The sequence below is a fragment of the Enterococcus mundtii genome (assembly GCF_003957375.1).
Taxonomy (GTDB): Bacteria; Bacillota; Bacilli; order Lactobacillales; family Enterococcaceae; genus Enterococcus_B; species Enterococcus_B spodopteracolus.
Genome location: NZ_CP025473.1, coordinates 47,235 through 61,883 on the forward strand (window position 1 = coordinate 47,235; position 14,649 = coordinate 61,883).

Genomic DNA, 14,649 nt, shown 5'->3' on the forward strand with positions numbered 1-14,649 from the left:
GATCAATATTACAAAGTATTTTGATTAAGATAGCGATTACATACCGTTGTAAATATCAATATAATCAATTTGTGAATAAGAAGAGGAGGAATAATCATGAAGAAACAAAGAGGATTTTTAATACTTGCTTTTATCATGGTGTTAGGAATTACTGGCTGCGGGACGGCACAAAGCGGGTCTTCAGATGATGGTAGTGTAACATTAGAGATTTTCAATATCAAGACAGAAACAGCCGAGCAAATGGATGTCTTAGTGGAGGCTTTCGAGAAAGACCATCCACAAATCAAGATCAACTTGACGACGGTTGGGGGAGGAACTGATGCGACGGCAGCATTACAATCGAAGTTTTCCTCAGGAGATGAACCGGATATCTTTATGTTAGGTGGATTAGCAGATACGCAGATTTGGCAACATAAACTCTATGATCTTGGGGAAACGACGTTAGCAAAACAAGCAATTGAGGGGACATTAGAGGGGGCTACACTCGACGAGACGGTCTATGGGGTACCGATGAATATCGAAGGATATGGCTGGTTGATCAACCAGGATTTTTTTAAACAAGCTGGGATCGATAGTGGATCGATCAACTCATTTGAGGCATTTGAAGAAGCCGTTCAATTATTGGATAGTAAAAAAGATGAACTTGGGCTACAAGGCGTATTTGGTTTTAGCGGGGCAGAAACGTGGGTATCCAGTCAATATAGTTCAAATTTTCTTGCTCCGGAGTTTGAGAACAGCTTAGAAATGACCTATGAAGCACCGGAATTAAGCGTAGATTATGCCGAGCAAATGAAAAACTACACCGACTTGGTCATTAAGTACAATGCACAACCAATGGAGGCAATGGATTACAGTACATCTGTTGAAGAATTATTTGCCAGTGAAAAAGTGGCTATCATCCATCAAGGAAATTGGATCGTACCAACATTAGATAGCTTAGATGAGACGTTCACGAAAGAAAAACTAGGGATTCTTCCTATGCAAATCGAAGCATCGGGAGAAAGCAACATCGTGGCGGGGCCAGCTTGGTATTGGGGGGTCAATAAGGATAAAGATCAAGCAGTCATTGAGGCGTCGATCGAATTTTTAACATGGATGTATACGGATGATCAGGCGATGACAGCAATCGTCGATGAGTTTCAATTTATTCCGGCGTATACCAACTTTTCGAGCGAAACGATCAATGATCCGTTATCCAAGGAAATTTATACGTATTTAAGCAAAGGTAAAACCGTTCCATGGGTCCATAATTCCTATCCAGATGGATTTGGACAAAATATATTTGGTGTTCAGATCCAAGCGTATGCAGCCAATCGAATCTCTTGGGAAGAATTTATTGATACTGTGCAGACCAGTTGGGGACAAGAGAGGAAGTAAAGTGGCTAACTGCTGGTTTCTACCTAGTGAGACACAAGGAGGGTTCTCATGTTAACAAATCGTACAAAAGCTTTTTGGTTGTTACTTGCACCAGCATTACTCGCGTTAACAATCGTTTTGTTCATTCCATTACTGACAGGTAGTTATTATTCACTGACAAACTGGAATGGCAATACAGTCGGTGAATTCGTTGGATTTGAAAACTATCTTCGGGCATTGATTGATCAAGGATTTATCGACAGTTTACTATTTACCGCAAAATTTTCATTTTTTAGTGTACTATTGATCAACGTCGTGGCTTTAGGTCTAGCGATGTTCGTGACACAAAAATTAGGTAGATGGACGATTTTTTTCCGTACGATTTTTTTCATGCCAAATCTGATTGGAGGGATCATCCTAGGATTTATTTGGCAGTTTATTTTCAATAAAGCATTTGAAAGTCTGGCCACTATGACGGGGATCGATTTTTTTGCCAGTTGGTTGAACACACCAGAAACGGGGTTTTGGGGGCTCATTATTTTATTTGTTTGGCAAATGAGTGGTTACATGATGCTGATCTATATCTCATTTCTCAACAACATTCCAGAAGAGATTTTGGAAGCGGCAGATATAGATGGGGCAAATCCTTTGCAAGTTTTTTTCCGTATCAAATTACCAATGTTGATGCCAGCTTTCACCGTCACGTTGTTCTTGACGTTGTCCAATGCATTTAAAATCTATGATCAAAACTTAGCGCTGACACAAGGTGGCCCATTCAATTCCACACAAATGGTGGCGATGAATATCTATAATGAAGCGTTTAGGATGCGTAAGATGGGCTATGCACAGGCGAAAGCGGTGATTTTTCTGGTTATTATCGTGATCATTTCAGTGGTTCAAATCTCACTGACAAGAAAAAAGGAGGTCAGTGCATGAAGCAATCCAAAGCGAAACATCCACGACAGTTTAAGAAGGCTTTACTGATTTTAGGCGGGATATTGCTTGCTAGTTTGTGGTTTTATCCTTTTTTCTTGGTGGTAATCAATTCATTCAAAACCAAAGCAGAGATATTCCAAAACACACTCACTTTACCAACTGGGTTAATACTTGATAACTATATCGAGTCGTTCGAGCGATTGGATTTTTTCAAAAGTGCAGCTAATTCGTTACTGATAACGATCGGATCATTAGTGTTGATCGTGTTCGTTTCTTCAATGGCGGCTTACGCGTTATCAAGAAACACGAGTCGCTTAAGTTCATTTCTATATTTCTTTGTTGCAATTGGCTTATTGATTCCTTTTCAGGGAATCATGATCCCTTTGATTTCACTTTTTGGGCAAGTCAGTATGCTGAACCAACCAGGCTTGATGGTGATGTATCTAGGATTAGCAACAAGTATGTCGACCTTTTTATATTATGGTGCTTTACGAGGCATTCCGAAATCATTAGATGAAGCGGCATTGATCGATGGGGCAAATACCTTTCAAATCTATTGGCAAGTCATTTTTCCTTTGCTGAAGCCTACAACAGTGACAGTGATCGTATTGAATGCCTTATGGTTTTGGAATGATTATCTGTTGCCTTCATTAAGCATCAACAAAGCAGGGATGTATACAATTCCTTTACAGATGTTTTATTTCTTCGGCGAATTCAATAAGCAGTGGCACTTCGCACTGGCTGCGCTAGTGATCGTCGTCTTACCGATTATTCTTTTATTTGTTGTCTTGCAAAAATATGTCGTAAAAGGCATTTCAGATGGCGCAGTGAAGTAGGAGGAAAATAAATGAAGTTTACAAACGGCTATTGGTTGGCAAAAGAAGGATTTCACCTTGAACACTCGAATCATGTCTATGAAGCTCAAGTGAAGGAGGACAACTTAACTCTTTTCTTGCCTTATAAACCGATCCAGACAAGAGGAGATACCTTGAATCTAGGGATGACGACCTTGTCTTTTGAATCACCAAGAGAAGATATTATCAAAGTACAACTGGTGCATCATGACAAAGTACAAACTGGACCTGATTTCCAACTAAACAAACAATTAACTTCTGTTATGATCGATACAGAAAATGAAGAATTCTATACATTTCAATCAGGACAATTAGTCGCACGAGTGCCGAAAAACGCCGCATTCCAAATTGATTTTCTCGCGGAAGGGAAACGTTTGACTTCTTCTTTGCCAAAAGCACAGGCGTTGGTCAAAAGTAGTGACGGGCTGTATTACATGCGAGAACAATTGTCATTAGATCCGTATGAATATGTTTATGGATTAGGTGAACGATTTACCCATTTCATCAAAAATGGGCAAATCATTGATTGTTGGAATCAAGATGGCGGTACTGGTAGTGAACAAGCGTATAAAAATATCCCTTTTTATTTAACGAATCAAGGGTATGGTGTCTTTGTCAATCATTCTGAAAATGTCTCATTTGAAGTCGGTTCGGAGAATGTTTCACGGACACAATTCAGTGTAGCAGGTGAACGATTAGAATACTATATCATCTATGGACCCAATATGAAAACGATCTTAAAGAAATACACTGATTTAACTGGCAAACCAGCCTTGCCACCTGCATGGTCGTTTGGTTTGTGGTTATCGACTTCCTTTACGACGGATTATCGGGAGGAAACAGTCATGCAATTTATTGAAGAAATGCAGACACGAGAGATTCCGTTTGATGTCTTTCATTTTGATTGTTTTTGGATGAGAGAATTCGAGTGGTGCGGTTTTGAATGGAATCGCGAGCGGTTTCCAGATCCGCAACAACTGATTGAAAAAATCCACCAGAAGGGCTTGAAGGTCTGTGTATGGATCAACCCGTATATCGGACAAAAAGCGGCAGCCTTTCAAGAGTGTAAAAAGAAAGGGTATTTCATCAAAGATAAACATGGCGAAGTTTGGCAGTGGGATCTTTGGCAAGCGGGTCAAGGAATCATTGACTTTACCAATCCAGAAGCGCGTCATTGGTATAAAGAAAGGCTGAAGGAACTCATAGAAATCGGTGTCGATTCCTTCAAGACGGATTTTGGTGAACGTATACCTACGGATGTGAATTATCACGATGGTTCTGATCCACAAAAAATGCACAACTATTATGCGTATCTGTATAACGAAGTCGTCTTTGAATTATTAGCAGAATTACGCCCAGATGAAGCGGTCGTATTTGCTCGTTCTGCTTCGGTTGGTTCACAAAAATTTCCAGTTCATTGGGGTGGGGACAACTTATCGGAATACCCGTCCATGGCAGAATCATTAAGGGGTGGACTCTCATTTGTGTTATCCGGCTTTGGCTTCTGGAGCCATGACATTGGTGGATTTGAAGAGAATGCGACAGCGGATATTTATAAACGTTGGACACAATTCGGATTACTATCTACTCATAGTCGCTACCATGGTAATATTGAATATCGAGTACCGTGGAACTTTGGGGAAGAAGCTGTGTTAGTCAGCCAACGATTTTCAAAATTAAAAAATCGCTTGATGCCTTATATCTATGAGCAAGCGGTAGAAACAGCGCAAACAGGTATCCCGATGATGCGCCCGGTGATGCTGGAATTTCCAGAAGACTATACGACGCACACGATCGATAAACAGTATATGTTCGGTGAACGGTTGTTGATTGCACCGATTTTTAATGAGCAGGGAATGGTCACTTTTTATTTACCAGAAGGACGTTGGACGAATTATTTAGATAATCGAGTATTTGAAGGTCAACAATGGCACACACAGACCTATGATTACTTCCACTTACCACTCATGGTCCGTCCTAATTCATTGATTATTGAAGGTTCCGTGGATACGACCGCTGCATATGATTATACGAAAGACTTAACTGTGCATGCCTTTGAAGTGACTGAAAAAGTATCACAGAGAGTGGTGGATCAAAAAGGACTTCCAGTGGGTATGATCACGATTATCCCTGAAGATAATAGCTATTATGTCAAAATAGAAGGGTTATCACATGTCCAAGTCGTGCTTAGAAACCGGAAAGTACAAGGATGGACTGAACATCCACTAGGCTGCTCCATGCTAGTTGAATAGAAAAAAAGGTGCTGGTGTTAGACAACAAAACAGACGAAACGACATCTTAACATCAACCCATGAGAGAAGGTAGAGTGTGCGTGTTGTTTCGTCTGTTTTGTCTAGCCAGCCATGGTGGTTACGAGCAAATGGAAAATCGAAAGAGAGAAACGACTCGCCCATCACCATGACGTGACAGGTTCGATTTCTTACGCGATTTTGATCAACATCTACGAAGTATTAGAAGAGATAAATGTACTACTGATACGTATAGATTCACCTTTTATGTAAAAAAGTAGATAGTTGAAGTGATTGGGGTGCTTTGTGAGAAACTTTAAAAATGATTGAAGACTGAGAGCCTTGATACCCCTCAGTCTTTTTGTTATTCATTTCAACTTTTATTGACAAAGAGCCTGTTTTGTATTCCATTAGTTACAAAACAAAAAAACCGTGAATCTCTTCATTAACAAAGGATTCACGGTTTTTTTGATTATCCTATTCCCACTCCACAGTTGCAGGTGGTTTAGAGGTAATATCGTACACGATACGATTCACGTGTGCGACTTCATTGACGATACGTACAGAGATTTTTTGTAGCACATCCCATGGGATACGTGCAAAGTCAGCTGTCATGCCATCGATTGATGTGACCGCACGGATACCGACAGTGTAGTCATACGTACGACCATCGCCCATGACGCCAACAGAACGGATACCAGGTAAAACAGTGAAGTATTGCCAGATGTCACGGTCAAGACCGGCAGCGGCGATTTCTTCGCGTAAGATCATATCTGATTCACGGACGATTTCCAATTTTTCTTCAGTGATTTCACCTAAGACACGGATACCAAGACCTGGTCCAGGGAAAGGTTGGCGCCAAACGATTGAGTCAGGCATACCAAGCTGTGTGCCTAGTTCGCGGACTTCGTCTTTGAATAATGTGTTCAATGGTTCGATTAATTCAAATTGCATGTCCTCAGGCAAGCCACCTACGTTGTGGTGTGATTTGATCGTTTGGGCAGTTTCTGTTCCACTTTCGATTACGTCGGTGTAAAGTGTTCCTTGGGCTAAGAAAGACACACCTTCTTCGCCGGCAAGCTTTGTTGCTTCGTCGTCAAATAAGTATACGAATTCGTTACCGATGATTTTACGCTTTTCTTCAGGATCAGAGACACCTGCAAGTTTATTTAAGAAACGTTCTCTTGCATCTACTCTGATGATATTCAAGCCAAATTTTCCGCCTAAGCTTTCCATGACTTGATCTGCTTCACCTTTACGCAATAGACCATGGTCAACGAAAATCGATGTTAGTTGATCACCGATCGCTTTTTGTAAAAGGACACCAACGACACTTGAATCCACTCCGCCAGATAAACCAAGTAAGACTTTTTTATCGCCAACTTGTTCACGGATTTTTTCGATCTGCATATCGATGAAATTGTTCATTGTCCAATTGCCTTCACAGTGACAGATGTCAAAAGCAAAATGACGTAATAATTCGATCCCATATTCTGAATGACGGACTTCTGCGTGGAATTGGATACCGTAGAAGTTACGTTCTTTGTCTTGGATCGATGCGATTGGGCAATCGCTACTTGTAGCAACAGTTTCAAAACCTTCTGGTACTTTGGTTACTAGATCCCCATGGCTCATCCAAACGGTTTGTTGTTTTGGTGTTTGGCTGAATAGCGCCGCATCGTCGGTTGTTACTTCAAGCAATGCTTTGCCGTATTCACGATTTTTTGCAGGCTCAACAGAACCGCCTAGTTTGTACGTAATCAATTGCATACCATAACAAATACCCAACACTGGAATTCCTAAATTGAAGATTTCAGGATCAATGCCAAAAGCATTCTCATCATAGACACTATTTGGTCCTCCAGAAAGGATGATTCCTTTCGGATTCATGGCTTTCACTTCTTCAGCTGTAATGCGGTGGCTCAATAATTCAGAAAAAACACCTAAATCACGGATGCGTCGTGTAATCAATTGATTATATTGACTACCGTAATCTAGTACGATAATTTTTTCAACGTTTGTCATATCGGCAACGTTCGTCACATTTATTACCCCTATCCCTTTAAAATTTATCTCAAAATAGTTGAACTATTTTAAAATGCTAATATTTTCGCATGAAAATCGAATCAATAATATGATTTTCAGTTTTATGGAGAATTATATCGGCTCTTCCACGAGTAGGCAAGATATATTCGTTTAAATTCTTCAAATTCACATTTTTCCATACATCTCTTGCCATTTTAAACGCATCTTCACGATTGCCAATGGCAAATTGGTAATAATAGTTTTGTGGATGTTGAAAAGCTGTATCAAGTAACGCGCCAAAGCGATCCAAATACCATTTTTCGATCAATTCAGAATCTGCATCAACGTAGACAGAGAAATCAAAAAAGTCACTGACGTAAATTTGTTGATTAGCTGGTAGTTGAAGCGTGTTGATTCCTTCGACGATCAAAATATCCGGTTGTTGGATCAGTTCGTATTCATCGGGAATAATATCATAGACATCGTGAGAGTAGACTGGAACTTTGGTTGTTTCTTGACCGGATTTCACTTGATTAAGAAAATCGATCAACCTTTCCATGTCATAGCTTTCCGGAAATCCTTTTCGGTCCATGATACCACGTTCTTTTAAGACTTTATTCGGATATAAAAAACCATCTGTCGTGATCAGTTGGACATTTCTACGCTTGAATGTCCGAGATAAAATCATTTGTAATAAGCGTGCGGTGGTGCTTTTACCAACTGCGACACTTCCGGCAATCCCAATAATAAACGGTGGGACTTGAGTGTATTTATGAAGGAACAACCCTTTGCTCAGAGAGAGGGATTCAAACTCTTTCATATGCAGAAAAATCAAGTGTGCAAGTGGTACATAAATGTCGCGAACATCTTGCATGGAAATACGGTCGTTCAAACTTTTTATACTATCTAGTTCATCTTGTGTCAATGGAGCTTGACCATTTCGGTAAAATTCGCGCCACTCTTCTCTTGCCACACGGTAATAATTCATTGGATCATTCATACATAGCCTCCTGGATTCTCCCATCAATGGACCTATTTTAACATAAATGCGTGTCGAACCCTACCACTAAGAAGGGATATCGTATTATTTTCTTGATTAAATAAGTAATACGATGAAAGTAGGCTTTTTTTTGAGAAATAAAAAAAATGGAAAGATTGAATCAAATCATAGCAGTACAGCAAAAGTTTCAAGTAGTGAATGGTTAAAATCTCTGATAGGTACAGTTTCGCTTGCACCTTCTCCAGGAACACGTTAGACTATGAACATCTAATTGAGAAGGATGGAAACTATGACGAATCATTATTATTCCGAACACCCAGAGACTGCTCATGAGTTTGACGAATGGTCATTTGAGTTAAGAGGAAAAATCTTTCAGTTTGTGACAGACTCGGGCGTGTTTTCACGTGAAACAGTCGATTATGGCTCACGTGTATTGATCGATGCCTTTGACTGGGCACAGCTACCAGAAGGCAAAATTTTGGATGTTGGCTGTGGTTATGGTCCAATCGGGCTTTCTCTTGCCTATGCGAGTGAGCGTTTCGTGGAGATGGTAGACATTAATGCTAGAGCGGTTGATTTAGCACAAGGAAATGCGAAGCGAAATCGAATCAAAAATGTAGCGATTTACCAGTCAAACATTTATGAAGAGGTGACAGAAACAGATTATGCTGCAATCGTCAGCAATCCACCGATTCGTGCAGGCAAAAAAGTCGTACATGAAATCTTGACAGGTGCGTATCCTCGTTTACGTACGGGCGGTACTTTAACGATCGTTATTCAGAAAAAACAAGGGGCACCTAGCGCACAAAAGAAAATGCAGGAAACATTTGGCAACGCAGAAATCGTGATCAAAGATAAAGGCTATTATATTATCCGGAGTGTGAAAGAAGACTGAAAAAACTGAATGTAAGCAACGAAACAGTCGAAGAAATAAGCAGTATTTCTTTGACTTTTTTTGTTTGTACAAGAAGTTGATCAATGGATGTGAAAGGAAAATGACAATACAAATAAAGTAATAAATAAGTAATGCAAGATAGAAAAATAACATATTATTTAATGCTTTTACATAGCTAAAATAACAGTAAAAAAGCACATCGAGTTTTTTTAAAAGTCTATAAAATCAAAGCAATTTAAATATACTAGTGTGGGTCGGTCGAGTTTTAGAATATAGATGTTACTACACCAAATAAACGAATAGTCATCGGTGATGGGTAAATAAAGTAGGATGAGGTGAAGTGAGAGTGAACCATGAAACATAAGACATTGTTATAAAATTTATCTAGTGAATCACTATATGAGACTCATTTAATTTTGGCCTAACCTCATTCCCTCTATCCATTTCGAAAACCATTTGGTACACTGTTAGGGAATTTACATATATAAAGGGGGAACAAAAGTGAAACTGACAATTCGAGATATTGCTGAGATGGCAGGTGTTTCAGTGACGACTGTGTCACAGATTTTAAATAATAAAGGCAGCCGTTTTAGTGAAAAGACACGAAAAAAAGTGTTATCGATCGTAAATGAACATCATTACAAGCCCGATTATTTTGCTTCCAATGTGATCAATCGCCACTCAAAAACGATTGGCATGATTGTGCCAGATGTCACAGATTTCTTCTTTTCCAAAGTGATCGAAGGGGTTGAAAGTTATTTAAACCCCTTAGGATATGTCATCATTCTTTGTAACTCCAGACATAGTCAAGACAATGAACTGAAGTATTTAAGGGAGCTTTCTCATCGATCCGTAGATGGTTTATTGTTAGCGACGCCGAATGTGTTGCCGCAAGAGTATGCACTTGATAGTAGTTTTTATAACAACATGCCGATCATCCTGATCGATCGTGGGTTGAATCGTCGAGATAACGGTCGCTTGATCGTGAAAGAATATGAAGGCGCTTATCAAGCTGTCTCGTTACTGATCAAAAATGGTCATACTAAAATTGGTATGCTAAAAGAGACAACTGGCTACTATCAGTTAGAGGAGCGGTTCAATGGTTATCGTCATGCACTAAAAGACCATGGACTGGCGTTCAACGGTAAGTTTGTCGAAGAAGGAGACCTGACTGTCCAAGGAGGGTACGAAGCAAGTAAGCGCTTGTTACGTCATAAAGATGTGACAGCGGTATTTTGTGGCAATGATGCGATGGCAATTGGTTGCTACCAAGCTATTCATGAAATGGGCAAGCAGATTCCAGAGGATATTTCAGTGATTGGTTTTGACGGATTAAAATTGTCTGAGTATATGATTCCTAAGCTGACAACGGTCAAGCAACCGAGTTTCGATATTGGTTTTTACGCGGCTCGCTTTTTGATTGATACGATTGAATTTCCACAAAGAAAAGTTCCGAACAAAGTGTTCGAAACAAAATTAATTATTCGTGAGAGCGTAAAAACATTGACAAAGGTCTAGTTGGGCGTTATATTGCTTATGTAAGTGTTTACAAAGTTGGTGAGATACATTGCGGGGAAATAGTAAACCGGTTTACTAAAGTGGTTTACCTTTTTCAGATTTCCTGTATAATACCGAATGAAGACGAGGAGGATTACGTCATGCGGATGGTCGATTTGATTGAAAAAAAGAGAGATGGATACCAGTTATCAAAAGAAGAGATTTCGTATATTGTCACGAACTACACAAACGATAAAATCCCTGATTATCAAATCAGTGCATTATTGATGGCTATTTTTTATCAAGATATGACCGATGAAGAAATCACAGATTTAACGTTGGCGATCGCTCATTCTGGCGATGTGATCGATTTGAGCTCATTAGAAGGAATAAAAGTCGACAAACATTCTACCGGAGGTGTGGGGGATACAACTACCTTGATTTTAGCACCTTTAGTAGCAAGTGTAGGTGCAACTGTGGCAAAAATGTCAGGGCGTGGTCTTGGCTACACAGGTGGCACATTAGATAAGTTAGAAGCTATTCCTGGATTTCGGATCGAACTATCAGATGAAGAATTCATCCGCATCGTGAACGAAAGTAAAGTAGCGGTGATCGGCCAATCGGGCAATCTCGCTCCAGCAGATAAAAAATTGTATGCTTTGCGTGATGTGACAGCAACGGTCAACTCGATCCCATTGATTGCTAGCTCGATCATGAGTAAAAAAATCGCCGCAGGAGCGGATGCGATCGTGCTAGATGTGACGACGGGTGACGGTGCCTTCATGAAAAATATCGAAGATGCAAGACGTTTAGCTAAGACCATGACAAGGATCGGCAAGTTGGCTAATCGTCAAACAGTGGCAGTGATTTCTGATATGTCTGAACCATTGGGTGAAGCGATCGGCAACAGCTTAGAAGTCATTGAAGCAATCGAGACACTACAGGGGAACGGACCGGAAGATTTAGTCGAAATGTGCTATGCTTTAGGCAGTCAGATGGTGGTGCTAGCAGGTAAAGCAACAACGATCGAAGAAGCACGTACATTGCTTAAAGAAGCACTCGAATCTGGAAAAGCTTTAGCGAAATTCAAAGAGATGATCCAAAACCAAGGGGGGGATCCGACAATCGTCGATGAACCTGCGCGGTTGTTAACTGCTCGTTATATTTATGAACTGCCAGCTAAGACAACGGGTGTCGTGACCAAAATCGTTGCAAACGAATTCGGGATCGCAGCAATGATGCTTGGTGCAGGACGTAAAACGAAAGAAGATTCGATCGATCACGCTGTTGGTTTGCGATTGAATAAGAAAATCGGTGATAAAGTAGAAGCTGGCGAATCGCTATTGACGATCTATAGTAATGAAGAAGACATTTCGCCAGTGATCGACTTATTATATAAAAATATTGAAATCGGTGATACGGCGGAGAAGCCTATCTTGATTCATGACATCATTACAGAGTAGAAGGAGAAGAGACATGGAATTAAATCGAATGATCGACCACACAATTCTAAAAGCAGATGCAACAAAAGTAGATGTGATGCGCATTATTGAGGAAGCAAAAAAACATCATTTCTATTCAGTATGTATCAATCCAACATGGGTTGCCTTGGCGAAAGAGGAATTACAAGGTGAGCCAGTCGCTGTTTGTACCGTTATTGGTTTCCCATTAGGAGCAAATACGGCTGAAACAAAGGCATTTGAAACAAAGAATGCGATCGAAAATGGCGCAGATGAAGTGGATATGGTCATCAATATCGGTGCCTTGAAAACTGAACAAGATGATGTCGTGAAAAAAGATATCGAAGCCGTAGTCGAAGCTGCAAAAGATCGCGCGTTAGTTAAAGTAATCATTGAAACAGCCTTGTTAGAACAAGCGGAAATCATCAAAGCTTGCGAATTAGCGAAAGCTGCAGGAGCTGATTTTGTTAAGACATCTACTGGTTTTTCAACTGGTGGAGCAAGAGTGGAAGATATCCGTTTGATGCGTGAAACGGTTGGTCCAGAAATGGGCGTTAAAGCTTCAGGTGGTATCCACAATGAAGCAGAAGCCGTTGCGATGATCGAAGCTGGTGCCACACGAATCGGTACAAGTGCAGGTGTCGCAATCATGTCTGGTTCAACTGGCGAAGGCTATTAATTTCTAAGGAGAAAAAGATGTCAGAAATCAAACAAGAATGGATCGATATCGCTATCGACGCTTTGGATAAAGCGTATGTGCCTTATTCCAAATTTCCAGTAGGTGCTTGTTTAGTGACAGCATCTGGGAAAACCTATCAAGGATTGAATATCGAAAATGCGTCATTTGGCTTAACGAATTGCGCAGAACGTACTGCGTTTTTTAAAGCAGTATCTGAAAAAGAAATGGACTTTACACATCTAGTCGTTGCAGGTCATACACCTGAGCCGATTTCTCCATGTGGTGCTTGTCGCCAAGTAATGGCAGAATTTTGTGAGCCAGAGATGCCAGTCACTTTGGTAGGCGACAACGGTGTGACGAAAACGATGACCGTAAGAGAGTTATTACCTTACGCATTTTCAGAAAAAGATTTATAAATTATGTTCAATTCAGTCAGCTGACTGTTGAAAAAACAACTACTTTTAGGGGGCTTTACAGAAATGAAAAAAGCAAAATTATTTGGTTTAGGTGCTATCGCACTATCAGCAGGCTTACTTTTAAGCGCATGCGGTAACGGCGGTTCAGATTCTACTGATTCAACCGGTGGAAACAGTGCATCAGGAACAGCAACTGCAGCATTGATTACAGATACAGGTGGCGTCGACGACCGTTCATTCAACCAGTCAGCTTGGGAAGGGTTAGAAGAGTGGGGTAAAGAGCAAGGCTTGTCACGTGGAAACGATGGCTTCCAATATTTCCAATCTGCCAATGAATCAGATTATATTCCAAATATCGATCAAGCGTTAAACGCTGGCTTTAAAACAATTTTTGGGATTGGTTTTAAATTGAAACCTGCAATCGAAGAACAAGCAACAAGTAACCCTGAAACAAACTTTGCAATCATTGATGATGTGATCGAAGGAAAAGACAACGTAGTTTCAGCAACATTCAAAGATAACGAAGCTTCTTATCTTGCTGGAGTTGCAGCAGCTTACACAACTGAAACAAATGTGGTTGGATTTATCGGTGGCGTTAAAGGTGAAGTAATCGACCGTTTTGAAGCTGGTTTCAATGCTGGAGTTAAAGCGGGCGCTGAAGCGTTGAACAAAGACATCGAAGTATTGAACCAATACGCAGGTGATTTCTCAGCTCCAGATAAAGGACGTTCAATTGCACAAGGTATGTACGCACAAAACGCTGACATCATTTTCCATGCTTCAGGTGGTACAGGTAACGGTGTCTTCCAAGAAGCAAAATCATTAAATGAATCAGGCGACAAAAAAGTTTGGGTAATCGGTGTTGACCGTGACCAATCTGACGAAGGGAACTACACATTGAATGGTGAAGATAAAAACTTCACATTGACATCAACACTTAAAGGTGTAGGAACAGTTGTAAAAGATTTAGCACAACAATCAGCAGATGGTGACTTCCCTGGTGGCGAACACACTGTTTATGGTTTGAAAGAAGACGGTGTAGGGATCACTGAAGGCCAACTTTCTGAGGAAGCGAAAAAAGCAGTAGATGAAGCAAAAGAAAAAATCATTTCAGGTGACATCGAAGTTCCTGAAACTCCTGAAAGCTAATAAATACCATTTCTATAGCCTTGTTGGACAATTGTTTAACAGGGCTATCGTTTAGTTATCTACTTATATGTTGTTTTTTTATGCAAGTTGCTAGGTATCCCGATTTGGATAAGGGAACAACTTGTAACAAGTA

General features: G+C 40.3%; 12 protein-coding genes. 10 read left to right on the forward strand and 2 right to left on the reverse strand.

From position 1 onward, the window contains the following. The first annotated feature begins 96 nt into the window (after positions 1-96). From CYK55_RS00550 to yicI, 4 genes are read left to right on the forward strand one after another with little or no spacing between them, the layout of a single operon-like run. Positions 97-1,377 (forward strand): ABC transporter substrate-binding protein, encoded by a 1,281-nt coding sequence (locus CYK55_RS00550; RefSeq protein WP_126133801.1) that lies wholly within the window; start codon positions 97-99, stop codon positions 1,375-1,377. A 48-nt stretch (positions 1,378-1,425) separates the two neighbouring features. After that, complete coding sequence (locus tag CYK55_RS00555) at positions 1,426-2,292, forward strand: carbohydrate ABC transporter permease (RefSeq protein WP_126133802.1); 867 nt, start codon at positions 1,426-1,428, stop codon at positions 2,290-2,292. Beyond that, positions 2,289-3,128: a carbohydrate ABC transporter permease gene (locus CYK55_RS00560; protein WP_034689639.1), complete on the forward strand. Its 840-nt coding sequence runs from the start codon at positions 2,289-2,291 to the stop codon at positions 3,126-3,128. Before CYK55_RS00555 ends, CYK55_RS00560 begins: the two co-directional genes overlap by 4 nt. Before the next feature lie 11 nt (positions 3,129-3,139). Then, a complete protein-coding gene (yicI, locus tag CYK55_RS00565; protein ID WP_126133803.1) occupies positions 3,140-5,398 on the forward strand; it encodes an alpha-xylosidase in 2,259 nt (752 codons plus the stop codon). Between the two features lie 474 nt (positions 5,399-5,872). Here the strand turns inward: yicI and guaA are convergent, their stop codons facing one another. Further along, complete coding sequence (gene guaA, locus CYK55_RS00575) at positions 5,873-7,438, reverse strand: glutamine-hydrolyzing GMP synthase (RefSeq protein WP_034689428.1); 1,566 nt, start codon at positions 7,436-7,438, stop codon at positions 5,873-5,875. A 58-nt stretch (positions 7,439-7,496) separates the two neighbouring features. After that, a complete protein-coding gene (gene coaA / locus CYK55_RS00580; RefSeq protein WP_019723173.1) occupies positions 7,497-8,420 on the reverse strand; it encodes a type I pantothenate kinase in 924 nt (307 codons plus the stop codon). Positions 8,421-8,709: 289 nt separating this feature from the next. On the opposite strand from coaA, the gene CYK55_RS00585 reads away from it, so the two are divergent. The 6 genes from CYK55_RS00585 (at position 8,710) to CYK55_RS00610 (ending at position 14,516) form a co-directional block, all read left to right on the forward strand. Then, on the forward strand, positions 8,710-9,315 hold the full coding sequence (locus CYK55_RS00585; RefSeq protein ID WP_034689427.1) for a class I SAM-dependent methyltransferase: 606 nt from the start codon (positions 8,710-8,712) through the stop codon (positions 9,313-9,315). Positions 9,316-9,816: 501 nt separating this feature from the next. Next, on the forward strand, positions 9,817-10,833 hold the full coding sequence (locus tag CYK55_RS00590) for a LacI family DNA-binding transcriptional regulator (protein WP_034689425.1): 1,017 nt from the start codon (positions 9,817-9,819) through the stop codon (positions 10,831-10,833). Positions 10,834-10,973: 140 nt separating this feature from the next. Next, complete coding sequence (locus CYK55_RS00595; protein WP_034689424.1) at positions 10,974-12,275, forward strand: pyrimidine-nucleoside phosphorylase; 1,302 nt, start codon at positions 10,974-10,976, stop codon at positions 12,273-12,275. Positions 12,276-12,288: 13 nt separating this feature from the next. Continuing rightward, entirely contained in the window at positions 12,289-12,951 is a 663-nt protein-coding gene (gene deoC / locus CYK55_RS00600) for a deoxyribose-phosphate aldolase (protein ID WP_126133804.1), read from the forward strand. A gap of 17 nt (positions 12,952-12,968) precedes the next feature. Then, positions 12,969-13,367 (forward strand): cytidine deaminase, encoded by a 399-nt coding sequence (locus tag CYK55_RS00605; RefSeq protein WP_019724046.1) that lies wholly within the window; start codon positions 12,969-12,971, stop codon positions 13,365-13,367. A gap of 63 nt (positions 13,368-13,430) precedes the next feature. Then, positions 13,431-14,516, forward strand: a complete 1,086-nt coding sequence (locus tag CYK55_RS00610) for a BMP family lipoprotein (protein ID WP_034689422.1) — start codon at positions 13,431-13,433, stop codon at positions 14,514-14,516. The last annotated feature ends 133 nt before the right edge of the window (positions 14,517-14,649 follow it).